This is a genomic window from Halalkalicoccus jeotgali B3, assembly GCF_000196895.1.
Lineage (GTDB): Archaea > Halobacteriota > Halobacteria > Halobacteriales > Halalkalicoccaceae > Halalkalicoccus > Halalkalicoccus jeotgali.
This window is the reverse complement of sequence record NC_014297.1, coordinates 340,791-361,779: the sequence shown is the minus strand read 5'-3', so window position 1 is coordinate 361,779 and position 20,989 is coordinate 340,791. Positions and strand designations below refer to the sequence as shown.

Sequence of the window (20,989 nt, the reverse complement as noted above, 5' to 3'; positions counted from 1 at the left end):
TTTTGACGGTCGGCCCTCTCCGTAGGGCATGGATCGGGGGGCGACGGGACGGTTTTCGGAGGAGGTTCCGTACGCCCGCGTCGGTGACGGCCCGCGGGTGTTGGTGGTCCTCCCCGGTGTGACCGACGCGCTGTTCGACGGGACCTACTCGCGGGTGGCCGTTCGGTTTCTGCGCCGGTACTACCACCGGTTCGGAAACGAGTACACTGTCTACGTGATCAGCCGACCGCGCGGGCTCGCGGCGGGAACGACGATCCGGGACATGGCCGACGACTACGCGACACTCATCGGACGGGAGTTCGATGCGGCGACGGTCTGGGGGCTCTCGATGGGCGGGTGTATCGCCCAGCGACTCGCCGCCGAGCACCCCGAGCGCGTCGAGGAACTCGTGCTCATGGCCACGGGCGCACGCCTCTCGGAAGCGGGACGCGCGCTCGTCGACGAGTTGCGCCGCCGGGCGTACGACAACGAGTGGGGGGCGATCCGCGCAAAGCTGGCCGCCGAGACGTACAGCGACTGGCGGGGGCTCTTTTATCCGCCGGCAATCGCTTCAGTTGGGCGCCTCACGCACCCGCGGCCGGCGGTCGCGTCGGACGCCTGGACCTCCTTCGAGGCGCTGTTGGACTACGACGGACGGGGCGGGCTCCGCAGGATCGAGGCGCGAACCCTGGTACTCGGGGGCGGGGACGACCGACTGTTCCCGCCCCCGATCCTCGGCGAGACCGCCGACGCCATCCCCGAAGCCGAACTGGACGTGATCGATGGCGCGGGACACGGCGTCTTTCTCACCCACAAACCGACCGTCGAGCGGCGGATGTTGGTGTTTCTCGGGGTGTAAGCGCTCAGGCGCGCTCGCTTCCGGTCGTGGTGACCGCCAGCCCGGGGCTGTAATAACAGACGGGCTCGGCGTCGGGCCGGACGAACCCGTTTGCCGAAAACAGCGTGTTCGTCGTGATGGTCGCACTCGCGGGGCGGAGTCGCCAGGGTTCGTGGTCGACGTCGGTGTGGCGGACGGCCCCGTCGGCGCCCTGCGTGTAGAGGCGACTGCGGTCGGTGAGAAACGCCGCCCGCGAGCCGGGTTCGGGTTCGAAGGGGTCGCCGGTGGGCCGGTAGGTCGCCCGGAAGTGGGCGGGCCGGTCGCCGGGATGGAGCCGCCGACTCGAAAACTCGATCCCGTCGTCGGTGTCACGCCAGTCGATCCGGGCGTAGTAGTACGGAAGCCGGTGGAACAGGCGCGCCCCGAGGACGCTCGCGACCCCCTGTGCGTCGAGGCTGAAGAAGTAGACCCCCGGTTCGCCCCCGTGGGTGACGTAGGTCCGCAGGTTGAGTTCGGGGAGTTCGATCCCCGCGCGTCGGGGGAACCCGCGCGGCCGGACGTCGACGTTGACAAAGGGGACGACCGACAGCCAGCCATCCCCGTCGTGGGTCTGGACCGACAGCGCCTCGGGGAGGTGCGCGTCGAGCCGATCGGCGTCGACCGGCCAGTTGGCGAACAGGAGGTGGCGCCATCCGAACGCGAGGGCAACGGAAAGGTCCATAGACCGTGTAGGAGTACCGGGGAGATCAACCGCCGGTATCGAGCGTCGATCCGTCATCTACTTGCCTCGACCGGCCCGAGGGGCCGCTAATGGAGTATCTCGAACGGCGGCGGGCGCTCGTCGACGAGCGCCTGGAGTCGGTCGTCGGGTCGGTCGAACCCGACGGTCTGGCCGAGGAGGTCGGTCACACGGCACTGTCGGGCGGCAAGCGCGTCCGCCCGACGGTGACCGTGCTGGTCTGTGAGGCCGTCGGCGGCGAGCCCGACGACGCCGTCGGCTTCGGGGTGGGGATCGAACTCGTCCACAACGCCTCGCTGGTGATCGACGACATCATCGACCGCTCGGCGATGCGACGGGGCGTCGAGAGCGCGTGGACCCGCTACGGCTACGGTCCGGCGATCGTCGGCAGCGACGCCCAGTTGGGCGAGGCCTTCGCGCTGTTCTCCTCGGACCCGCGTGCGACCCAGGCGGTCACCGAGGCGATGGTCGAACTCGGGGAGGGCGAGGCCACGGAACTGGTCGCCCGTCCCGAGACCGAGGCCGAATACATGGAGCTCGCGCGCCGGAAGACCGGCGCGCTGTTTCGCGCCGCGGCCGAACTCGGGGCGATCGCCGCCGACGCCGATGCCGTTACCGTCGAGGCCGTCGGCGAGTACGCAGAGCGGGTGGGGATCGCCTTCCAGATCCGCGACGACGTGCTCGACGCGACTGCCGACGCCGACGACCTAGGCAAGCCCACCGGCCAGGACGACGAGATGGAACGGCCCTCGCTGTTGCAGGTGACCGACCTCGGCCCCGAAGAGGCCAACGAACGCGCCCACGACCACTCGGAGGCAGCACTCGATGCGCTCTCGCGGGTCGAAGTCGCCGACGAACGGGCCCACGAATACTTACAGGACCTCGCGGAGTTCGTAGTTATTCGTGAACGATAGATCGTATTTCCCATCTACCCAACGGAGTTTTATCCACTGGGACCGTACGCTCGTCCAATGACGCGACCCGTTCACGCGATCGACCCCGACGGCCCGCCCGACAGGAAATCCGTGTTGTTCTGCCCGGCCTGCGACCACCGGAGCCCGATCGAGGGCGACTGGACCGTCCGCGAACGCGCAACGAGCGTCGAGTACCGCTGTCCCGACTGCGAGGCCCTGCTCACCGAGCGCGAACGCGAACAACTCCCGATCACGCGGGCGTGGTCCGCGTGGGTCCGCGCGGCCAGCGCGTGGCTCAAACCGCCCAAACGACTCCGGGCCTGAAACGCTCAGGTCGGCTCGGCCCGGCGTTCCATTCTCGATTCGGCGATGGCGAAGGTCAGCGTGCTCGCAAGCCCCAGTAGCGTGCCGATCGTGAGCGCGATCGCGACGTAGGGCAGGTCCTGATAGCCCAGCACGAACGCGCTGACGGCGTGGAGCACGACCGCGATCGAGACGACGTAAAACGGCGCGTTGAGGTATCGCCACTCGAAGCGACCGGCGAGGTACTCGTCGGTGATCTGGCCCAGACTGGAGGTGATGCCGGCGGCCGCGAACCACTGGATCGCGCCGTAGACCAGCGCGGCGATCACGCTGCCGGTGCCAAGCGCCGCCCCCGCACGAGCGCGCTCTAAGGATTCGAGTCCGCCGACCCCGCCGATGAACAACAGCGCGGCGGCCACGACGTACGTGATCAGGGTCACTCGACCGGTATACAGCAGCCGGCGGCCGCGTTCTGCGTACTCGTCGACGGTCTCCTCGAGGCCGAGCCCCCGAAACAGGACGTAGAGGCCCAACAGCGCCGAGAGCACCCCGAGGCTGCTACTGGGAAGGCCGAGCAGGTCGGCGACCGCGACCAGCGGGTAGATCAGGAGCAAGATTCCCAGCGGGATGAGGATCGTTCCCCTGGTTTCGGGGTCGTTCAGCACCTGCTTGATCGTGTAGTACATCGATTCGAGGTCCTGAGCCTGCCGGACGACGACCCGTCGGACCCCATCGACCGGAACGCGCGAGCGGATCACCGGGATGACGCTCTCGTCCTGGGCGCCGTCGGTGACGATGATCGCCGAGACCGACTCGCCGGTCGCGAGCCCCGCGAGCACCCGGTCGAGCTCGTTGCCGACCTCGCGGTTGGCACCCACATCGGCCTTCGCGTTGCCGGTGATGGCGGCGACCTCGCAGGCCTCGCCCTCGCTTATCAGTTGGTCGTGGAGGTGGACGCCCTGAAAGAGGACGTTGACGTCCGAATCCTCCGGGTCGGCGGTAGCGAGCGCAACGGCGGCGGTCTCGCAGGCCTCGCGGCCGACGACCGGGGTATCGAAGCCGGTCTTCCGACCGATGTCGTCGTCGAGGTCGACACACAGCACCAGCAGCATCGGGTGGGGCTATGCCGCGGGTGAATAAGGACCTTCGGGGCCGGCGATCGGTCGAAACCGTCGTGACCGTCCCCCTGATGGGCACTCCCTGACGTGCCGATAGGCCCCGCGTGCGCAGTCGAACACCACCTCGAACCCGACGGATCGGTCGATCACCGGCCGAAACTAATGACACACCCAAGCTACGGGAATCGGGGTAATCCCCGTCGGGAGGCCACAAGCCGTTCCAGGATCGGTCGGCTTTTGTGGACGGGGACGCTATCCCTGTTGAATGATCTCCAAGGGCTGTGAACAGTGCGCCGAAGGGGGAAAGATGGTGCTGTTCGTCTACGGCTACTGCGACCAGCGCGACTGCTTTTACTGTCCCTTGGGGGAAAACAGGAAAAACGTCACCCAAGTGTACGCCAACGAACGGCCCGTCGAGAGCGATACCGACGTGATCGAGGAGGCAAAACGCATGGACGCGCTTGGCACCTCGCTGACGGGCGGCGAACCCCAGGAGGCGATGGAGAAGACCTGTCGGTACCTGCGCCTGCTCAAAGACGAGTTCGGCGCCGAGCACCACACCCACCTCTATACGGGCATCACGGGCGGTCGGGAGAACATGCGCCGACTCAGCGAGGCCGGCCTCGACGAGATCCGCTTTCACCCACCGCTCGAACTCTGGGGGGAGATGCACGGCACCGAGTGGGAGGAGATCCTGCATATCGCCCGCGAGGAGGGGCTTACTCCTGCGTTCGAGATCCCGGGGATCCGCGCCGAGTCGGAGTTTCTGGACTTCCTCGACGAGGGCGCGGCGGACTTCTGTAACATCAACCAGTTCGAGATGAGCGACGGCAATTATCGGAGAATGCAGGAGGAGGGCTACGAACTCGAAGAGGGCCACATGAGTGCCGTCGAGGGCTCGAAGGCGATCCTCGAGGAGATGGGCGACCACCCAAGGGTATATTTCTGTACGAGCGTGTTCAAGGACGCCGCCCAGCACCGCAACCGTCTGAAGCGAATGGCCCGAAATATTCGAAGGGAGTTCGACGAGATCACCGACGACGGAACCCTGGTCTACGGCAAGACGTGGGAACAGGAGGCCCGGCTGCGCGACCTCGGCGTACCCGAGGAGTTCTATATCGCCAAGTCCGACCACGTCGAACTCGCGTGGTGGCTCCTAGAGGAGATGGTCGAGGAGGGAGACCTGACCGAGGGCGAGATCGTCGAGCAGTACCCGACTTATGACGGGACCGTCGTCGAGCGGACGCCGTTGGCGTAGTACGGTTCGACCACGTTCTCTCCGCGAACGACGTGAGCGAGCGGTCGTAGCGAGTGACCAACGGGAACGAGCCGCGTTTTGTCGCCGGAAAGCAGAGCTTTCCAGCTGTAACCAGAACGCTGGCGTTCTGGTGATGATCCACCGTTCGCCAGCGAGCCGAAGGCGGGCGCGCAGTAAAAGGTGGGTCGTAAGCGTTTAGCCCGCCGCTTTGCTACCTCTCCGTATGCCGGACTGTCCGCTCGCAGACGAGTGCCCGAGCTATTCGGAGCGAATCGCCGGGATGGGGTGTCAACACTACGGTGATCGCGGTGGCGCGGAGTGGTGTAACCACTACAACCAGCCGATCCGCGAACTGAAACAACAGCCCGTCCAACCCGGCGAGGAAGTCGTCATCGAGGTCGACGACATGCACGAGAGCGGGGCCGGCGTGGGCCGGACCGAGGACGGGTTCATCGTGATGGTCGACGGCATCCTGCCGGTCGCCCGCGCTCGCGTGAAGGTAACGAGGGTCCACTCGAACCACGCGCGCGGCGAGGAGATCGAACGGTTACCCCTCGAGCCCGACGAGAACGGGGCAGACGACGAGGGGGACGAACGCGATGGGGAGCGCGAGGAGGACAACGGGTCGGCGTCCAAACCGGACCGCGAACGACTCGGCAGTCGGGACAACTTCTGGGGCGCATAGCGGACTCGCCATGAACGAGGCGAACGACTACGATATCGACGCGCTGCTCGATCAGGTGGGATTCGAGGCCGACCGGAACGTTCTGACCCGGCGCCAGGCCGAGGTCCTCGCACTGCGCGAGCGCGACGTTCCCCAGGCCGATATCGCCCAGCGACTCGGTACGTCCCGCGCGAACGTCTCCAGTATCGAAACGAGCGCTCGGACGAACGTCGAGAAGGCCCGCGAAACCATCGCGTTCGCCGAAGCGCTCAACGCCCCGGTCCGCGTCGATGTCGCCGCCGGAGTCGACCTCTATGACATTCCCTCGCGAGTGTATGCCGCCTGCGACGACGCCGACGTCAAGGTGAATCAGACCGCACCGGAACTGATGAAATCGGTCAGCGACGCCGCGGGCGACGCGGTGAGCGGACGCGAGGTCAAACGCGACCTCCTCGTCGGCGTCACCATCGACGGCACCGTACGCGTCCGCCGGCAGGAACTCGACTGATCTTCTGTGATCACTCTCGTGATACGGATCCAGCATCCCGCTCGATAAACTCCTAACCACGATAGGAAATAGCGATCCTGTAGTTGCGAAGGTCATAGATATCAGGCATGGCATTTCTGGAAATATCTCTCAAACTCTGGAAAAACAGCAGCTACTACCCGATAGAAACTATCCGCATAGCTACATACTATTTATTCACATATTGGAAGTAAGAATACAAGCCGAGAGAAGAGTGATGCAGCTACTCAGAGGCGAACACGACCGCCATTATCCAAGTAATGTTCTCAACCTCTGATCAACAAAATCTAAAAACCGCTTAGCAGTCAATCGAGGTTTTGGTCTGAACTCATCGTAGACTGTTGCTTGAACTAAGAAATCCACTAATAACCACATATTGTAGAGGAGAACAGCCATCCCGAAGTGAAACAACCGGACCTCAAACGCCTTGGACGTTGTCCACGCTGCAAAATCCTTGATCTTCTTATAAGAGGTCTCGATACCGCCTCTCGCAGTATATTGGGTGATTTTCTGTTCTGTTATTCGGCGATCCAGTCCAATCTCATCGTCTACCTCTAGGTTTGTGATGAATGCTTGCTTCGAATCATACCCTTCTCTCGGCGGTAGTAGCACGAGAGTTGTTCTTGCAGGTTACAGAAACGTTCTCAAACTTCACGGCAGACGCCATCTTGAATCTCATTGAACAGGAACTGGCTGTGACCCTTGATACAGAATAATATAGTATTGGATAGTTAGAAGAGCAAAGAAGCAGTAAAAAACACTCACTAATACAGGTATTTTGGAATTATAATATTGTGACTAAGACTACACCTGCAACAACCATCGAAGAATATAGGTGAGATGCTTCATAGTAGCGACTATTCATCTGTTCATTAGCGGCATATGTAAAAAGCGCTACTGCTCCTATAATGAGTCCTATATTAGCATACCACACTAACCATCGTGGAGGGGACCCCATTCTCCACGCGTGGAGATTTATCGCAATTGAATTAGCAATTATCACTGGACGGCTAACATAGTGTTTTTCAACGAGAAAACCTAGAACGATTAACCCAATTACATCAAGATTGACAACAAACCAATACGGAAGAAAATCTATCCACATATTCAAATTGTATTTGTACGTACATGAATAGCTTGTGGGTGGAATATTACAAATAAATGACTGTATCGGCAGCGTTATATTCTCACGTTTAAGTCTGTATTCAAGTCATGTATGTTTTCTGTCGTTCGTAACTACAGGCGATCGCGAACGCGTTGGTCGGCTATCGAGGTATCTGGAGTGAGTCCGAAACAGAGGCTTAGAAGAGATGCCTGGCAGCGACCCCCGTCTAGGAACCGATACGGGAACCGTGGGGGCACAAACTGCATTCGGATCGGCTCCACGAGGTCACGACGGGCGGGCGATTTACGTCCGACTCGTCCGAGTCGTCCGACCGGGTTTCGACCCGGGACGAGGTCCTCCTGTGCTACTCTCCCCTGTATCGACGGGTCGTCTCGCGGGGGATGGACGAGAGACGGTGTCCGGAACGAGGCTTATAGAACTGATCCGGATCCGATCGGCTAGAGGATCGACGCCCGATTCAGAGAGGCTCCGTTCAGACACTGGCGGACGATACTCGCCGGCAGCCGTATTCTATATCGTCGTTATCGATATATCGATGGAGTACAGCAACGATCCCGCTTGTTCAACGAGGTCGGTTACCAGGTTTCGATCGTCCCGTCGTCGAGGTCCTCGACGCAGCCTTCGCAGTCAGGGTGGCCGGCATCGTAGCAGTCGGGGCGTTCGTTCTCGTCGAGTTCGACGGTACGTTTCTCCGCGTATCGTCGACAGACGATTCTCGCCTCGTCGGCGAAAACGGAACCCCGTGCGTCCTCGTAATCGCGACGGGCCCTCTCGTAGCGTCGCCCCGCCTCACGAAGGGTCGTTCGCACGAACCGATCCATACCCCGACGAGTCATATGGTCGCTACAGGACCGCCACACAAAGACCCGTCGGGCACGGCAGAATCGCGTGCGTCGGATCGTCGATGGATCACTTTCACCCCGCTCGCGGAACTTTTTATACCATCGGGCACCAACAGCGGTATGTCTCCCATTGAAAACGAAGCGGAGACAGTGAGACCATGACAGACCTGCGACAGCACGCGGAAAGCATAGCGGACCAGTTCTCCGAGCACCTCGATATCAGTACCGACGAGGTCGAGTCTCGGCTCGAAACGCTCGTCACCGAGTACAAGATCCCCGCGGAGGAAGCCCGTCGAAGCGTGACGAACCACTACCTCGACGAGGCGGGGTTGGATCGCGACTCCCTCGGCGGCGGGTCGAACAGCGAGGTTCAGCTTACCGAAATCGACGCCGCAGAACAGTGGGTCGACCTCACGGTCAAAGTCGTCGACCTCTGGGAACCCCGAAGCGACTCGATCGCCCAAGTGGGACTGCTGGGCGATCCCTCCGGCACGCTGAAGTTCACCAAGTGGGCCAAATCGGACCTGCCCGAACTCGAAGAGGACGGAGTCTATCGATTGGAGAACGTCGTCACCGACGAGTATCAGGGCCAGTTCTCGGTAAAGCTCAACCGGACGACCGGGATCAGCGAACTCGACGAGGAGCTCGAAGTCGGCGACGACGAAACCGAGATCGAGGGCGCGTTCGTCGACGTGCAGTCGGGCTCGGGCCTGATCAAGCGCTGTCCCGAGGAGGGCTGTACGCGCGTCCTCCAGAACGGGCGGTGTTCGGAACACGGCGAGGTCGAAGGCGAGTTCGACCTCCGAATCAAGGGCGTTCTCGACGACGGTCGGGAGGTCCAGGAAGTGATCTTCGATAAGGAAGCAACCGAAGAGGTCGCCGAGATCGGCCTGGACGAAGCCAAGCAGATGGCGATGGACGCACTCGATACGACGGTCGTCGCCGACGAAATCAGGGGCAAGCTGCTCGGGCGCTACTACCGCGTCCGCGGCCCGACGTTCGGGCGGTACGTGCTCGCCGACGCAGTCGAGGAACTGGGCGGGCCGACCGATCCCGAAGAGACGCTGATCAAAGCGAGGTCGATCTAAATGAGCCAAGCACCCACCCGCGAGCTCGCCCAGCGCGTGTTCGCAAGCGAGTTCAACGACGCCGGCTACACGTTCAAAGAGAGCGACGACGAGCGCGCACCGCTGTACGCCTTGCTTCCGACGGGCGCGCGGGCCAACCGCGTGTTTATCGTCGGAACGCTGACCGAGAAAAGCGACGTCGGCGAGGACAGCGAGTACTGGCAGGGTCGGATCGTCGACCCCACCGGGACCTTTTTCGTCTACGCCGGCCAATACCAGCCCGAAGCCGCGAACTTCCTGCGGGAGGTCGAGCCGCCGGCGTACGTCGCGATCGTCGGCAAGCCGCGCACCTACGAGACCGACGAGGGCGACGTGAACGTCTCGGTTCGGCCGGAGTCGATCACCGAAGTCGACGTCGGTACTCGTGATCGCTGGGTCGTCGAGACCGCAGAACGGACCATCGAGCGCATCGAAGCGTTCGATGAGGAGGCAAACGAGTACGCCGCGATGGCTCGCGAGGAGTACGACCTGCCGGTCGAGAACTACCAGCAGAACCTGCTTTCGGCGCTCGAAAGCGTCGAGGGGAGCGAGGAAACCGGCGAGAACGAGGAGACCGCCGAAACCACGGCGTAGCCACGAGAACCGTTTTCGACTGATTCGACTCACACGCCCGAAAGTGACGCCAGAACCGAGGCGTCCGGGTGTCACTACCACCCGAACAGGGCCGACTATCAGCCCATGCAAACCGAACCCGAAGAGAGACAAGAGCGTATCGATACGACGAACAGCCGAACCTCCCCGAGCGCCGGTTGGAAAGAGGTCTACGCCGAAATGGGCGTCTCACCGAGCGGGGACGCGGAGGACCGAGCGACGGCAAAACGGGACGAGCCGAGTGAAACCGACGGCCGGCCAGCCGAGAGAAGCGAGCGAGTGCGCGAGATATCGGCGGAGCAACCGCTCGTCTGACGAACCATTAAGTGTGTTACGAACGAACAAAGGGTAGAATGGGCAACAAGAACAAGACGATCTCGTTTCGCGTCAACGAAGACGTCTTCGAGACGCTCAGAGAGATCGCAGAGGAGCGTGACATCTCGCTGTCGGCAGTGTTTCGCGACTACGTCGATACGCTGGTTGCCCACGACGGCCAGGTGCAAGTGGTTCCCGAGCACGAACTCGCCGGCGAAACCGCAGACGAGTTCCCGCCGAAAGTCGAGGTACCGAAGAGCTTCATTCGCGAGCACGAACGCCTCGAACTCGAAGCCGAACACCTTCGTGATCAGCTCGACGAACACAAACGCTACATCACGCAGCTTCGTCAGCAGCTCGACGACGAGGACGTCAGCGATGTCGTCCACTTAGAGGAGCTAGACCGGGAAAACGGAAAGAAAGCCGACAGCTACAGGCTGGGTTAGCCCGACAGCTCGCGTTTTTTCGTTCCTGCCGCGTGCTCGATCTCCGTGTTCCCCTCGACGTCCGCGAGCGCCTCGATCGCTTCGAGCGTTCTGACTGAATCGTCGAGAAACGAGAGGACGTCACCGGGGTAGGCGTACACCATGTAGTCGTCGCTCATCACATCGACGATCGCCTCGGGGCCGAGCCCTCCGGCGCGGAGTTCGAGGAGATAGCGCATGAACTTCTGTTCCGGGTGGCCACAGTAGGGGTTGGTATCGCAGCCACAATCGAGGAAGTCCTGTGCGAAATCCAGCACCCGCTCACGGGAGGCCTCGTCGAGTTTCTCCAGTCCGTCGCCTTGAAAGAGGAGGTCGAGCGTCGCCCCCTTGAACGCTCCCTTGGGAATCGAGGTGTCGAGTTGGGAGGCGAGTTGACGGTGGTTCTTGACGTAGATCTTGTCGGTGATGGCCACTAGATCGGGGTACGCCAGCGGTGCGAAAAAGCGTTCTGAAGTCGTAACGTATTTCAGCCACAGGACGAGTAGGGATGGATGTGTCCGGGTTGGGGTAGTGGCCTATCCTTCAGCCTTGTGGAGGCTGAGACGCGGGTTCAATTCTCGCACCTGGACCTTCTCGCGGCGAGCGACTTCGCGACCAGCGGTGGACAATACGGGACGATCGAATCTATAGCGGGCCGAGCGACCGGGGTTCGATTCCACGAACCCGACAGGAGTGACTCTCACCGAAAGAGCCAACGGCTGGGGACGGGTGGGATCAACGATACGAAACGAGCGACTACTCCGAGGGGTCGTTACCGCGCTGGAACAGGTAGGTCATCTCCCACAGCGCCGACTCGAAGTCCCCTTCGTCGGAGGCGTTTTCGAGCTGTCGGTACAGCGAGTCGGAGACGGTGATCTCTGGCATCACCCAACTATACAACCGCTTGCCATAAGAAGTTACTGCGATTCGGAATCGAGTAAATCGTCCTGCGAGTGCTAACAGGACTCTCGAAAGCGAGATATAGAACCGCGGACAATCAGTATAATTGATCGAAATGGCAATGCGACGATACCCCTTCGATGAAATGGATCGACTGTTCGAACAGATGGGCCGAACGATGTGGAGCGGCTGGGACGACCACCCGACGATGGGCGGACAGCGTGACCTCAACCTGAGTCTCGATACGGACGAGGAGGGGTACGTCCTTCTGGCCGACGTGCCGGGCTTCGAGAAGGAAGAGATCGACCTCCGATACGACGACGGCGTCGTCTCGATCGAGGCAACCCACAAGAGCGCCAGCGACGACGGGACGACCGCCGAACGTCACACCCGCCACGTCCACGAGCGACTCCACGTCGGGGATGTGATCGTCGAGGAGATCACCGCGAGCTACCGCAACGGCGTCCTCGAGGTTCACCTTCCGACCCACGAACGGCCCGCAGACGACGGCTCGCGGATCGACATCGACTGAGCCGATGGAGCTACTCCCAGCGCCGATCCGACTCGGGGGTCCCGTCCCGGTCGGGATTCGAGGTACGGGCGGATCGACCGGGGTCGTCGGTCGCCCGCCGGGAAGTCTCGATCGAGCCACTCGACTTGATGATGTTGAGCGCGGTCATCAGGTCGGTCCGGGAGATCAGGCCCACCAGCCGGTCGTCCTCGAGGACGAGTAGCCGACCGATCCTCAGTTGTTGCATCCGGTTGAGCGCCTCCATCGCCTCGGCGTCGGGCGCGATCGTCTCCAACTCCGTGGTCATTACGTCATCGACGGTGTAGGCGTCCCGCTCGACGGGTTCGACCTCGCGGGCGTCGGAGAGGGTGACGATCCCCGCGAGCCGTCCGTTCTCCATCACCGGGTAGCCGGTATGGCGCTCGGAGAACATGCGTTCGAGGAGGTCGGCGACCGACGTCTCGGGCGAGACGCTGTCGACTTCCTCGTCCGAGGTCATGATGTCCTCGACCCGAACACCCTCGAAGGCGGCGTTCAGGACGGTCTGCTGGGCTTCGCCCGAGGCGGCGATGTAGACGAAAAAGGCGATGCCAATGAGGATGACGTTGAGCTGCAACAGGCCGAACAGGCCCATGAGCAACGCGAACAGTTTACCGACCTCGGCTGCGATCTGGGTCGCACGCGCGAAGGGTCGGTTCCGCGCGAGCAGTGCCCGCAGGACGCGCCCGCCGTCCATTGGGAACGCCGGCAACATGTTGAACCCCGCGAGCGCGACGTTCAACAGGGCGAGATACGCGAGTACGAAGACGGCCCCGTCGAACCCGGACGGGACGATAAACAGGAGCAGATACGAGCCGATACCCACGAGGACGCTGACGATGGGGCCGGCGATAGCGATGAGAAACTCCTGTTTCCAGTCCTCGGGTTGGTCGGTGAGCTGGGCCAATCCCCCGAAGATCCACAGCGTGATCGAGTCGATCGGGTAGCCATAGCGGATCGCGACGAGGGAGTGCCCCAGTTCGTGTAAGACGACGCCGACGAACAGGCCGATCGCGGCCGTGAGACCGAGGATCCACGGCCGGGAGCCGGCGGTGAGAGCCGCGGCGTCGAGCCCTCGGCCGAAGACCGCATTCAGCGGGCCCACGAGGAGTTCGATCTGTGCACCGATCAGCCACGCGAAGACCGGGAGGATCAGCAGAAAAGACACGTCTAACTTGATCGGAATCCCGAAAAGCGAACCGATCCGGAAACTCTTGAACATTGCTGGGAGATTGGGGAAGCAGACGTATAAAACACATCCGGCCGACCGGGGGTCAGCGGTCCCACAGACGACCGGCCAACCGACCGAAGAGCGACCGATCGAGGCGTCGTCGGGCGACGATCACAGTCCGATTCGAACGGCGCCCAACGGCTTGGGGGACCGACCCGACGAGTCGGCGCCGCACCACCCCGCGTCTGGTCGCCCCGAAGACGACGAGATCACACTCGGCGGCAGCCTCGACGACGGCGTCCTCGACCCCGCTTGCCTCCAAGAGTTCTGTTTCGATCGGAACCGAGAGCAGGTCAGTCGCCTCCTCGATGTGCCCGCGGGCGGTTTCCCGTTCGGCCTCGTCGGCGCTCGGGGCGACCACCGACAACACGACCACCGTCGCGTCATTGGCTCCGGCGATCGCTTCCGCGACGCTCGCCGCAAGCGAGAGGTGCGGGCCGCCCGCGACCGGCAACAGGACGCGTTCGACGCCGTCAGCGGTCGGCCCGATCCGCTCGACGAGCACGTCACAGTCGATCCGACGCAGGAGGTCGTCGATGGTCGAGCCGAGGACGATTCCACCCCTGCGAGGCCGGCCGTGCCAGCCGACCAGCAACGCGTCAGCGCCGAGTTCCGCGACCGCAGACCGGATCGCGCGGGCCACGTCGGTCCCGACGACGACACGGCCGTCGACCGGGACGGTATCGTCGGCGACCGCGAGCGCGTTCTCGAGTATCTCGCGGCGGTCGCCCGCGAACTCGGTCCTGATCGCCTCGTCGGAGAAGACCGAAAACGGCGAGTCGTGGGGTTTGTGGACAACGGTGATGACCATCACCTCGCCGCCCTGCGCACGTGCGATGTCGACGGCGGTCCGGACCAGTTGAGTAGAGTAGCTCGGATCCCCGACGGCGACGATCAACCTGTACGCGCCGTTCGTCGTCCCGTCGCCCGATGCTGCGCCGGTAGCCATGACTAACGTTAGCTAGCGATAGTAAAAAGCGTTCAGTCGCCGGACGCCTCGCGCGCATCGACACCGGTTTCGTCCTCTTGCCCGACCTCGCAGGTGATGGCCTCGAGCCCGCTCACGATCGGTATCGTCGTCGGGACCTTCGGGCTGTTGTTCGTCCGGCGGTTGGGTCGGATCCCCCTCGACCGGTCGGTCACGGCGGCGTTCGGCGCCGTCGTCGTCGTCGCCGTCGGGGCGATCTCGCCCGACGACGCGCTCGCGAGCGTCCACGCCGATACGCTGTTGTTGCTGTTCGGGATGATGCTCCACGTCGAGGCGCTGGCGATGAGCGGGTTCTACGGATGGGTCGGGACGGTCCTCGTCACGCGCCTGCGGACGAGCCGGCAACTAGTGCTCGGGACGCTGCTCGCTGCGGCGGGACTTTCGGCGATCGCGCTCAACGACGCGACGGTGTTGTTACTGACGCCGATCCTCGTCCGGGCGGTCGACCGAGTCCCCGGCACCGAGCTCATCGGCTGGATCGACTGGGGGATCCTCGTCCTGTTCGCCGGGATGTTCGTTCTCGTGGGATCGCTGTCGGGGACAGTCGTCGAGACCGCCCTCGCCCGGCTCGACGGGCCGCTGGCGTTCGCGGCCGGGACGTTCGTCCTCTCGAACGTCGTGAGCAACGTCCCGGCGGTGATCCTGCTGTCGGAGACGACCTCCGATCCGACCGGGTGGCTCCTGCTGGCGGCGGTCTCGACCCTCGCGGGCAACGCGACGCCGATCGGGAGCGCGGCGACGCTGATCGTCCTCGAAACCGCCGCCCAGCGTGGAGTCTCGCTGTCGATCGGCCGGCTGGTTGCCGTCGGGGCCCCTATCGCGCTCGCGACGTGTGTGATCGCAGTGGGCTGGCTCGTCGTGTTCTGAGTACCCGAACGCCCGGAGAGTGACAGGCACAAATACCTCGCGCTCGTAGGGCCGCCAGTGTCAACGCAGCGCCAGCGGGTCGGGACGCTCTTCCTCCACGAGACCGGCGACGAGTACCTCGCCGTGCCCATCAGGAACGACGAGCGACTGTTTCAGGCCGTTCTCGGGCTCAAGGAGACGAGCGCAGGTCCCCGCCCCGGGAAGTTCCGCATCAAGCGCGACTCGACCCAGGAGCCGCGCAGCCCGGAGGAGTTCGTCGAGTTCGCCCGCGGGGCCGAGCGGATCCGCATCTCCGAGCAGACGTCCCGGAAGGGCCGCGAGGAGCTCCGGGAGATGCTCTCGGGTTACCAGCTCGACGCACGTGTCGTCAGGACCTGCCGGCTCTGTGCCTCGGCGGGACGATACTCCCCGATCACCGACGGGACGGCGATCGAGACCGGGCGTGAGCAGATCTGTCCGGACTGTGCGTTCCTCGAACTCGAACGGGAACTCTCCTATGCGGGCGGGGTGACGGGCGCGGCAGAAGAGCGCCTGAAAGACCTGCTGCTCGAAGTGCAGGACCTGAATCGGATCACGAATCTGCTGCAGGGCCAACTGGACCCCGATCTCACGAAGTTCGACGAGATCAGCGCCACGACCGACGAGGTCGACTCCGTTCCCGTCTCCTCGCTGGATCTACATCCGGATCTACAGACGCTATTGGAGGGGCGCTTCGAGGACCTCCTGCCGGTCCAGAGCCTCGCCGTCGAGAACGGGCTGTTCGGGGGCCCGCAGGCGAAAGGCGACGATCAGCTAGTGGTTTCGGCGACGGCGACCGGCAAGACGCTGGTCGGGGAGATGGCCGGGGTCGACCGCGTGTTACAGGGCGAGGGGAAGATGCTCTTTCTCGTACCCCTGGTGGCGCTCGCGAACCAGAAACACGAGGACTTTCGCGACGAGTACGGCGACCTCGTGGACGTCACCCTGCGGGTGGGCGCGAGCCGGGTCCGGGACGACGGCAATCGATTCGATCCCGGCGCGGACGTAATCGTCGGCACCTACGAGGGGATCGACCACGCGCTCCGAACGGGGCGGGATCTGGGCGACGTCGGAACGGTCGTCATCGACGAGGTCCACACCCTAAAGGAGGGCGAGCGGGGCCACCGGCTGGACGGGCTGATCGCCCGACTGAAGGACTACTGCGAGCAGCGATCACAGTCCGGAAGCGGGTACTCGGGTGCCCAGTGGATCTACCTCTCGGCGACCGTCGGCAACCCCGAGTGGCTCGCCCGAAAGCTCGACGCACGGCTGATCGAGTTCGAAGAACGGCCAATTCCGATCGAGCGCCACCTCACCTTCGCGGACGGGGCCGAAAAGCCCCGCATCGAGAACCGGCTCGTCAAGCGGGAGTTCGACCGCGAGTCCTCGAAGGGCTATCGCGGCCAGACGATCGTCTTCACGAACTCCCGGCGGCGCTGTCACGAGATCAGCCGGAAGATCGAGTACAACGCCGCACCGTATCACGCTGGGTTGGATTACGGCCGGCGCAAGAAGGTCGAGCGGATGTTCGCAGACCAGGAGCTCTCGGCGGTCGTCACCACCGCGGCACTGGCTGCAGGGGTGGACTTCCCGGCCTCGCAGGTGATCTTCGACTCGCTGGCGATGGGCATCGAGTGGCTCTCGGTCCAGGAGTTCCACCAGATGCTCGGACGTGCGGGCCGGCCCGACTACCACGACCGCGGGACGGTCTACCTGCTCGTCGAGCCCGACTGTAGCTATCACAACAGCATGGAAGGGACCGAGGACGAGGTCGCCTTCACCCTGCTGAAAGACGAGATGGAGCCAGTTCGCACCCAGTACGACGAGTCGGCGGCGATCGAGGAGACACTCGCGAACGTGACCGTCGGCGGCAAGCGCGCGAAATCGCTCAACGACCGGATGATCGGGGAGATCCCGACCACTCACGCGATCGGCAAGCTACTGGAATACGGTTTTATCGACGGACTCGAGCCCACTCCCTTGGGACGGGCCATCACCCGACATTTCCTCGCACCCGACGAGGCGTTCAAGATCCTCGACGGGATCAGAAAGGGAGACGATCCGCTCGACATCGTCGCAGAGATGGAACTCCACGGCGAGGAGGGGTGATCGGTTCAGCCCTGTGAGGTGGGATCGACCGAGCCGACGGGGACGGCGTCCCGCCGGCCTTCGGCGACGAGCAGGCCGATAACCACGACGAGCCAGAGGAGCCACACGAGGGCGAGGACGGCGAGCCACATTCTCACGATGAGAGAGTGTCGCACCGGGGATAGGTATGGAGTCGCTAGAGCGGCGTTATGCACGCCATAGATGGTGATTCGGGGTCAGAGGAGTCCGGTGATCACCAGCGTGATCGGTGTGAAGGCGATGCCCAGGTACGCGAGCAACACGACCAGTAACGCACCCGGAACCCCCCCGATCGCGACGATCAGGAGGACGATCGGCGTGATCTCGACGCCGAACCCGAACATCGACGCCAGAATCAGGGCGACGAGGCCGACGACCGCGTTGACAATAAACGGCCGGACGGTGTGGATGACGCGATATGATCCCAACAGGAGGACGACGACCGCGGCAAGAATCACGACTTCGAGACCGGTAACCATGTCCGACGAGAAGGAGGCCCGGGATAAGAACGAAACGCTTTCGTTGACGGCAGGAAAAGGGTGGGTACGGGACCGTGGGGTAGCTTGGTATCCTTGCGGCCTTGGGTGCCGTTGACCCCGGTTCAAATCCGGGCGGTCCCATTCGTTCCTGCGGGACTGACGGCGGGCGACCGAAGTCGCCAGTATCGGGTATTCTCGGGTTTGGAACCCCGCGAGTGAAATGGGAGGTCATTTAGCGTCCGCGGCCGAACCCCCGGTATGGCAACGGCAGACGTTCGGCGGCGGGCACACGACCGCCCGCTGGCAGCGGCGCTCGTGCTCACGGCGCTCGGCTACACGCTCGTCATCGGGACGTTCGCCGGCGTCGTTCCGCTGTATCCCGACATCGGCGAAGCCGGTGTCGATCTACTCTCCCACGCGATCGCACTCGTCAACACGGTCGCGACGGTATCGCTTGCGCTCGGTTGGTACTGGATCCGGCGTGGCAAGGTCGACAGACACCGTAGCGCGATGGTGCTATCGTTTGTCCTGATCGTGCTCTTTCTGCTCCTGTATCTCCCGAAGGTCGGGGGCGGGGGGGAGAAGCACTTCGTGCTCGCCAGCCAGTACGGGTGGGTTCCGCTCTGGGAGTGGGTCTATCCGGCGTATCTGGTCATGCTCGCGATCCACATCGTCCTCTCGGTGCTCGCGGTGCCGCTGGTGCTGTACGCGATCGTCCTCGGACTGACCCACACGCCGAGTGAACTCACCGAGACGCGCCATGCGACGGTCGGACGGATCGCCGCCGGGACGTGGATCCTGAGTCTGACCCTCGGGGTCGTCACCTACGTCATGCTCAACCACCTCTACGTATCGGAGTTCGTTCCCGCCTAACGGACCGGTAACCGGGCGAGTGAGCCACACGTTCGCGAGGGTCATGGTTCGTGATCCCGTCCCGATGGGTATGAGTACGAGTTCGCTCGACGAAACGTCGACCGTCTCCACCGTACGACCCGACCGACACGAAGAGTTCACGACAGCGATCATCGAGGCCATCGCCGCCGCCGAAGACACCGATCCGATGGACTTAGACGTCAGAATCTCGGAGGTCGTCGATCCGGACGCGCTGAACACGCTGTTTGCGTCCACGAGCGACCGGTCGGGACAATTCACCTTCGAGTTGGCGGGCTATCTGATCTGTCTCTCCGCGACCGGGGAGATCACGCTGTATACCGTGTGATTACACCAACAGCGATAAGATTCCCAGTACGATACAGGCGGCGCTGATCCAGCGGGTACGCGACAGCCAAACGCTCGTTGCGGTCCGAGTGGTAGCGACGATGCCCGCGAGGGCGAGGGCGAAAAACGTCACCGAGAGTTCGAAGACCGCCATTAGGCGTCCCTCCGCGGTCGGGGCGAAGACGAGCGTCCGCTCACGACCGGTCTGAAGGGTGCCGGCCACATTATTATACCCTACCTAAGACGATAAAAAGGTCCGACAGTCGTCAGACGTTATCGATGAGCTGGGAGGGCGTGATCACTTCGACGTCGCTCTGTTCGATGTAATCGAGCACCTCGCGCAGTTGCTCGGTCGTGATGTCCGCCAGCGGGTCGTCCTCTTCTGCGTCTTCGGGCTGGACGCCGTGGGCGAGTCCGACCGCGAGCTGGTTGTGCTGTGCGGCCATGTCGATGAGGCTCGTAAACCCTTCGACGTCGTGCATGTCGACTCGGGAAAGGTACAACGGATCCGTCGGCGGGGCATTGCTGTTGTTGCCGGCGAAGTAAAAACAGCTCTCGTGGTACTCGCTGACGATCTCCATCACCTCCTGATTGATGTCGTGGTACGGAACGAACATGTGTCGAGCGCCGTCGGGAAAGCCACGATTTGTGAGGTACTCGAAGGAGGATTCGATCGTGTTCCGGGCCTCCTCGAGGTCGACCTCCGTCAGGCCCGATCCCGGGTCGGGATGCGAGGAGATGTCCCAACCGGCGTCGCGCATCTCGCGGAGCTGGTCGATCGAGAGTCGCTGTGGACGGTTGAGCGAGTCCGGGATGACCGCCGCGGCACCCTGATAACCGTACTCCTCGAGGATCGGGAAGGCACGCTCGTACTGGCTCGCGGCACCGTCGTCGAAGCTGAGGATGACGTAGCCCTGATCGCCCGCGGGCGTCATCCGCAGGTCGTCGATCCAGAAGCGGATCTCCTGTTCTTCTTGGCCCTGAACGTAGATCCGCATCTCCTGGATGTTCCCCAGGTTCGGTTCGCCGCGCTGACCGGTCCAACCGGCGTCCATTCGGAACCATCCCTCGTGGGAGCTAAGCACCGTCCGGGACGTCCAGAGCTGGTCGGCCCGGGCTGGCGCGTCGATTTCGAGCCTGACGCGGGTCGGCCGGGGCGATTCGACCCTGATGGCCAACGAGAGGTGGTTCCCCGAGACGTCGAGCCCGTCGGGAAAGGCCTGGAAAACCCCGGCAGTCGTCCCTTGGTTCTCGATCCGGAGCGCCTGACTTCCGGTGAGCGCCGCTTCACCGTCGCCAGCGACGTTGCTCTCGTCCATCGGCGTCCAGCTTTCGGCGTCCTCGAAGTCGTCGATCAGTTCCCCGGCATCCGTGATCGGTGGGGTGGCTTGTGTCTCCTCGCCGTTCGTCCCACCCGACCCGCCACCGCTCCCGTTTCCACCGCCCCCGTTGCCGTTGCCGTTGTTGTCGGTCTCGCCGCTTCCGAGCATGTCCGTACACCCAGCGAGGCCAAGAGAGCCGACACCGACTGCCGTGAGAAATTGGCGTCGGTTTGAACTGTCTACCATTGTCGTCTCCGTATATGTACTGAGCACTCTTTGCTATTCGGATTGAAAGTCACTTAGACAACACATAAATGCGGGCGCACAACCGTCAGAATCGGGGGAGTAAGCGCCCGAATAGGCAGGGAATAGGTCGTACGAATATTACGATTAACGTGGTCATACGACACGGGCACCTGGTGTCGAACGTGGCCGGAAGCAGTCGTGGAGACGATCGATATAGGTCGATCCGCCGGTCGAGAGCC

The 20,989-nt window shown here is 63.1% G+C and carries 27 protein-coding genes and 2 tRNA genes; 17 read left to right on the top strand and 12 right to left on the bottom strand.

The genetic code is table 11. The features are described from left to right. Window positions 1-28 precede the first annotated feature (28 nt). Window positions 29-838, top strand: a complete 810-nt coding sequence (locus HACJB3_RS01815) for an alpha/beta fold hydrolase (RefSeq protein WP_008418538.1) — start codon at window positions 29-31, stop codon at window positions 836-838. A gap of 4 nt (window positions 839-842) precedes the next feature. Here HACJB3_RS01815 and HACJB3_RS01810 read toward each other — a convergent pair whose 3' ends face one another. After that, entirely contained in the window at window positions 843-1,538 is a 696-nt protein-coding gene (locus tag HACJB3_RS01810) for a YqjF family protein (protein ID WP_008418539.1), read from the bottom strand. Between the two features lie 89 nt (window positions 1,539-1,627). On the opposite strand from HACJB3_RS01810, the gene HACJB3_RS01805 reads away from it, so the two are divergent. After that, window positions 1,628-2,470 carry a polyprenyl synthetase family protein gene (locus tag HACJB3_RS01805; protein WP_008418540.1) on the top strand — a complete coding sequence of 281 codons (843 nt, stop codon included), beginning with the start codon at window positions 1,628-1,630 and terminating at the stop codon, window positions 2,468-2,470. 57 nt (window positions 2,471-2,527) lie between these two features. Further along, window positions 2,528-2,794 (top strand): hypothetical protein, encoded by a 267-nt coding sequence (locus tag HACJB3_RS01800; protein WP_008418541.1) that lies wholly within the window; start codon window positions 2,528-2,530, stop codon window positions 2,792-2,794. A gap of 5 nt (window positions 2,795-2,799) precedes the next feature. Here the strand turns inward: HACJB3_RS01800 and HACJB3_RS01795 are convergent, their stop codons facing one another. Beyond that, window positions 2,800-3,885 (bottom strand): DUF373 family protein, encoded by a 1,086-nt coding sequence (locus HACJB3_RS01795; protein ID WP_008418542.1) that lies wholly within the window; start codon window positions 3,883-3,885, stop codon window positions 2,800-2,802. 271 nt (window positions 3,886-4,156) lie between these two features. On the opposite strand from HACJB3_RS01795, the gene HACJB3_RS01790 reads away from it, so the two are divergent. From HACJB3_RS01790 to HACJB3_RS01780, 3 genes are all read left to right on the top strand, one after another. Continuing rightward, window positions 4,157-5,149 (top strand): radical SAM protein, encoded by a 993-nt coding sequence (locus tag HACJB3_RS01790; protein ID WP_008418543.1) that lies wholly within the window; start codon window positions 4,157-4,159, stop codon window positions 5,147-5,149. Window positions 5,150-5,372: 223 nt separating this feature from the next. Then, window positions 5,373-5,834 (top strand): TRAM domain-containing protein, encoded by a 462-nt coding sequence (locus HACJB3_RS01785; protein ID WP_008418544.1) that lies wholly within the window; start codon window positions 5,373-5,375, stop codon window positions 5,832-5,834. 10 nt (window positions 5,835-5,844) lie between these two features. After that, on the top strand, window positions 5,845-6,321 hold the full coding sequence (locus HACJB3_RS01780; protein WP_008418545.1) for a Tfx family DNA-binding protein: 477 nt from the start codon (window positions 5,845-5,847) through the stop codon (window positions 6,319-6,321). A 267-nt stretch (window positions 6,322-6,588) separates the two neighbouring features. Here the strand turns inward: HACJB3_RS01780 and HACJB3_RS01775 are convergent, their stop codons facing one another. Both HACJB3_RS01775 and HACJB3_RS01770 read right to left on the bottom strand, forming a co-directional pair. Continuing rightward, the gene (locus HACJB3_RS01775; RefSeq protein WP_008418546.1) at window positions 6,589-6,951 is read right to left on the bottom strand and encodes a hypothetical protein; all 363 of its coding nucleotides are present in this window, start codon (window positions 6,949-6,951) and stop codon (window positions 6,589-6,591) included. Window positions 6,952-8,040: 1,089 nt separating this feature from the next. Continuing rightward, window positions 8,041-8,286, bottom strand: coding sequence for a DUF7091 family protein (locus tag HACJB3_RS01770; RefSeq protein ID WP_008418548.1), 246 nt, complete (start codon window positions 8,284-8,286; stop codon window positions 8,041-8,043). 179 nt (window positions 8,287-8,465) lie between these two features. Between HACJB3_RS01770 and HACJB3_RS01765 the strand changes: the two genes are divergently transcribed. The 4 genes from HACJB3_RS01765 (at window position 8,466) to HACJB3_RS01750 (ending at window position 10,786) form a co-directional block, all read left to right on the top strand. Further along, window positions 8,466-9,395 carry a replication protein A gene (locus tag HACJB3_RS01765; RefSeq protein ID WP_008418550.1) on the top strand — a complete coding sequence of 310 codons (930 nt, stop codon included), beginning with the start codon at window positions 8,466-8,468 and terminating at the stop codon, window positions 9,393-9,395. After that, complete coding sequence (locus tag HACJB3_RS01760; RefSeq protein WP_008418552.1) at window positions 9,396-10,007, top strand: RPA family protein; 612 nt, start codon at window positions 9,396-9,398, stop codon at window positions 10,005-10,007. A 105-nt stretch (window positions 10,008-10,112) separates the two neighbouring features. Beyond that, window positions 10,113-10,340 carry a hypothetical protein gene (locus HACJB3_RS01755; protein WP_008418555.1) on the top strand — a complete coding sequence of 76 codons (228 nt, stop codon included), beginning with the start codon at window positions 10,113-10,115 and terminating at the stop codon, window positions 10,338-10,340. Between the two features lie 38 nt (window positions 10,341-10,378). After that, on the top strand, window positions 10,379-10,786 hold the full coding sequence (locus HACJB3_RS01750; protein ID WP_008418557.1) for a ribbon-helix-helix protein, CopG family: 408 nt from the start codon (window positions 10,379-10,381) through the stop codon (window positions 10,784-10,786). On the opposite strand, the gene HACJB3_RS01745 is transcribed toward HACJB3_RS01750, so the two are convergent. After that, window positions 10,783-11,238, bottom strand: a complete 456-nt coding sequence (locus HACJB3_RS01745) for a DUF5814 domain-containing protein (RefSeq protein ID WP_008418558.1) — start codon at window positions 11,236-11,238, stop codon at window positions 10,783-10,785. The two genes, HACJB3_RS01750 and HACJB3_RS01745, sit on opposite strands and share 4 nt — an antisense overlap. 83 nt (window positions 11,239-11,321) lie before the next feature. Here HACJB3_RS01745 and HACJB3_RS01740 point away from each other — a divergent pair. Continuing rightward, window positions 11,322-11,394 (top strand) — tRNA-His (locus HACJB3_RS01740). 166 nt (window positions 11,395-11,560) lie between these two features. Here HACJB3_RS01740 and HACJB3_RS01735 read toward each other — a convergent pair. Continuing rightward, on the bottom strand, window positions 11,561-11,689 hold the full coding sequence (locus HACJB3_RS01735; protein WP_008418560.1) for a hypothetical protein: 129 nt from the start codon (window positions 11,687-11,689) through the stop codon (window positions 11,561-11,563). Between the two features lie 130 nt (window positions 11,690-11,819). On the opposite strand from HACJB3_RS01735, the gene HACJB3_RS01730 reads away from it, so the two are divergent. Next, window positions 11,820-12,236, top strand: a complete 417-nt coding sequence (locus HACJB3_RS01730; RefSeq protein ID WP_238532789.1) for an Hsp20/alpha crystallin family protein — start codon at window positions 11,820-11,822, stop codon at window positions 12,234-12,236. Window positions 12,237-12,246: 10 nt separating this feature from the next. On the opposite strand, the gene HACJB3_RS01725 is transcribed toward HACJB3_RS01730, so the two are convergent. Both HACJB3_RS01725 and HACJB3_RS01720 read right to left on the bottom strand, forming a co-directional pair. Then, window positions 12,247-13,476: a M50 family metallopeptidase gene (locus tag HACJB3_RS01725; RefSeq protein ID WP_008418566.1), complete on the bottom strand. Its 1,230-nt coding sequence runs from the start codon at window positions 13,474-13,476 to the stop codon at window positions 12,247-12,249. A gap of 52 nt (window positions 13,477-13,528) precedes the next feature. Further along, window positions 13,529-14,434 carry a universal stress protein gene (locus HACJB3_RS01720; RefSeq protein ID WP_008418568.1) on the bottom strand — a complete coding sequence of 302 codons (906 nt, stop codon included), beginning with the start codon at window positions 14,432-14,434 and terminating at the stop codon, window positions 13,529-13,531. Window positions 14,435-14,530: 96 nt separating this feature from the next. Between HACJB3_RS01720 and HACJB3_RS01715 the strand changes: the two genes are divergently transcribed. Both HACJB3_RS01715 and HACJB3_RS01710 read left to right on the top strand, forming a co-directional pair. Next, window positions 14,531-15,340: an SLC13 family permease gene (locus HACJB3_RS01715; protein ID WP_008418570.1), complete on the top strand. Its 810-nt coding sequence runs from the start codon at window positions 14,531-14,533 to the stop codon at window positions 15,338-15,340. A gap of 57 nt (window positions 15,341-15,397) precedes the next feature. After that, complete coding sequence (locus HACJB3_RS01710) at window positions 15,398-17,467, top strand: DEAD/DEAH box helicase (protein ID WP_008418572.1); 2,070 nt, start codon at window positions 15,398-15,400, stop codon at window positions 17,465-17,467. Window positions 17,468-17,472: 5 nt separating this feature from the next. On the opposite strand, the gene HACJB3_RS20975 is transcribed toward HACJB3_RS01710, so the two are convergent. Together HACJB3_RS20975 and HACJB3_RS01705 are read right to left on the bottom strand one after the other, a co-directional pair. Next, complete coding sequence (locus tag HACJB3_RS20975) at window positions 17,473-17,598, bottom strand: hypothetical protein (protein ID WP_008418574.1); 126 nt, start codon at window positions 17,596-17,598, stop codon at window positions 17,473-17,475. Window positions 17,599-17,682: 84 nt separating this feature from the next. After that, a complete protein-coding gene (locus HACJB3_RS01705; RefSeq protein WP_008418575.1) occupies window positions 17,683-17,964 on the bottom strand; it encodes a pro-sigmaK processing inhibitor BofA family protein in 282 nt (93 codons plus the stop codon). A 68-nt stretch (window positions 17,965-18,032) separates the two neighbouring features. Here HACJB3_RS01705 and HACJB3_RS01700 point away from each other — a divergent pair. The 3 genes from HACJB3_RS01700 (at window position 18,033) to HACJB3_RS01690 (ending at window position 19,183) form a co-directional block, all read left to right on the top strand. Then, a tRNA-Pro gene (locus HACJB3_RS01700) sits at window positions 18,033-18,105 on the top strand. Window positions 18,106-18,222: 117 nt separating this feature from the next. Further along, complete coding sequence (locus HACJB3_RS01695) at window positions 18,223-18,837, top strand: DUF420 domain-containing protein (RefSeq protein ID WP_008418577.1); 615 nt, start codon at window positions 18,223-18,225, stop codon at window positions 18,835-18,837. A gap of 70 nt (window positions 18,838-18,907) precedes the next feature. Then, window positions 18,908-19,183: a HalOD1 output domain-containing protein gene (locus tag HACJB3_RS01690; protein WP_008418580.1), complete on the top strand. Its 276-nt coding sequence runs from the start codon at window positions 18,908-18,910 to the stop codon at window positions 19,181-19,183. Here HACJB3_RS01690 and HACJB3_RS01685 read toward each other — a convergent pair whose 3' ends face one another. Both HACJB3_RS01685 and HACJB3_RS01680 read right to left on the bottom strand, forming a co-directional pair. Next, a complete protein-coding gene (locus tag HACJB3_RS01685) occupies window positions 19,184-19,405 on the bottom strand; it encodes a hypothetical protein (RefSeq protein WP_008418582.1) in 222 nt (73 codons plus the stop codon). Between the two features lie 43 nt (window positions 19,406-19,448). Beyond that, a complete protein-coding gene (locus HACJB3_RS01680) occupies window positions 19,449-20,750 on the bottom strand; it encodes a polysaccharide deacetylase family protein (protein ID WP_238532788.1) in 1,302 nt (433 codons plus the stop codon). Window positions 20,751-20,989: the final 239 nt, after the last annotated feature.

Bases quoted from the DNA above. Each gene is read 5' to 3' on its own strand.
- HACJB3_RS01780 (WP_008418545.1), top strand. From the start codon at position 5,845: ATGAACGAGGCGAACGACTACGATATCGACGCGCTGCTCGATCAGGTG.
- HACJB3_RS01750 (WP_008418557.1), top strand. From the start codon at position 10,379: ATGGGCAACAAGAACAAGACGATCTCGTTTCGCGTCAACGAAGACGTC.
- HACJB3_RS01715 (WP_008418570.1), top strand. From the start codon at position 14,531: ATGGCCTCGAGCCCGCTCACGATCGGTATCGTCGTCGGGACCTTCGGG.
- HACJB3_RS01760 (WP_008418552.1), top strand. From the start codon at position 9,396: ATGAGCCAAGCACCCACCCGCGAGCTCGCCCAGCGCGTGTTCGCAAGC.
- HACJB3_RS01730 (WP_238532789.1), top strand. From the start codon at position 11,820: ATGGCAATGCGACGATACCCCTTCGATGAAATGGATCGACTGTTCGAA.
- HACJB3_RS01810 (WP_008418539.1), bottom strand. From the start codon at position 1,538: ATGGACCTTTCCGTTGCCCTCGCGTTCGGATGGCGCCACCTCCTGTTC.
- HACJB3_RS01720 (WP_008418568.1), bottom strand. From the start codon at position 14,434: ATGGCTACCGGCGCAGCATCGGGCGACGGGACGACGAACGGCGCGTAC.
- HACJB3_RS01690 (WP_008418580.1), top strand. From the start codon at position 18,908: ATGAGTACGAGTTCGCTCGACGAAACGTCGACCGTCTCCACCGTACGA.
- HACJB3_RS01790 (WP_008418543.1), top strand. From the start codon at position 4,157: ATGATCTCCAAGGGCTGTGAACAGTGCGCCGAAGGGGGAAAGATGGTG.
- HACJB3_RS01815 (WP_008418538.1), top strand. From the start codon at position 29: ATGGATCGGGGGGCGACGGGACGGTTTTCGGAGGAGGTTCCGTACGCC.
- HACJB3_RS01765 (WP_008418550.1), top strand. From the start codon at position 8,466: ATGACAGACCTGCGACAGCACGCGGAAAGCATAGCGGACCAGTTCTCC.
- HACJB3_RS01795 (WP_008418542.1), bottom strand. From the start codon at position 3,885: ATGCTGCTGGTGCTGTGTGTCGACCTCGACGACGACATCGGTCGGAAG.
- HACJB3_RS20975 (WP_008418574.1), bottom strand. From the start codon at position 17,598: ATGTGGCTCGCCGTCCTCGCCCTCGTGTGGCTCCTCTGGCTCGTCGTG.
- HACJB3_RS01680 (WP_238532788.1), bottom strand. From the start codon at position 20,750: ATGGTAGACAGTTCAAACCGACGCCAATTTCTCACGGCAGTCGGTGTC.
- HACJB3_RS01805 (WP_008418540.1), top strand. From the start codon at position 1,628: ATGGAGTATCTCGAACGGCGGCGGGCGCTCGTCGACGAGCGCCTGGAG.
- HACJB3_RS01785 (WP_008418544.1), top strand. From the start codon at position 5,373: ATGCCGGACTGTCCGCTCGCAGACGAGTGCCCGAGCTATTCGGAGCGA.
- HACJB3_RS01695 (WP_008418577.1), top strand. From the start codon at position 18,223: ATGGCAACGGCAGACGTTCGGCGGCGGGCACACGACCGCCCGCTGGCA.
- HACJB3_RS01725 (WP_008418566.1), bottom strand. From the start codon at position 13,476: ATGTTCAAGAGTTTCCGGATCGGTTCGCTTTTCGGGATTCCGATCAAG.
- HACJB3_RS01735 (WP_008418560.1), bottom strand. From the start codon at position 11,689: ATGCCAGAGATCACCGTCTCCGACTCGCTGTACCGACAGCTCGAAAAC.
- HACJB3_RS01755 (WP_008418555.1), top strand. From the start codon at position 10,113: ATGCAAACCGAACCCGAAGAGAGACAAGAGCGTATCGATACGACGAAC.
- HACJB3_RS01770 (WP_008418548.1), bottom strand. From the start codon at position 8,286: ATGGATCGGTTCGTGCGAACGACCCTTCGTGAGGCGGGGCGACGCTAC.
- HACJB3_RS01705 (WP_008418575.1), bottom strand. From the start codon at position 17,964: ATGGTTACCGGTCTCGAAGTCGTGATTCTTGCCGCGGTCGTCGTCCTC.
- HACJB3_RS01800 (WP_008418541.1), top strand. From the start codon at position 2,528: ATGACGCGACCCGTTCACGCGATCGACCCCGACGGCCCGCCCGACAGG.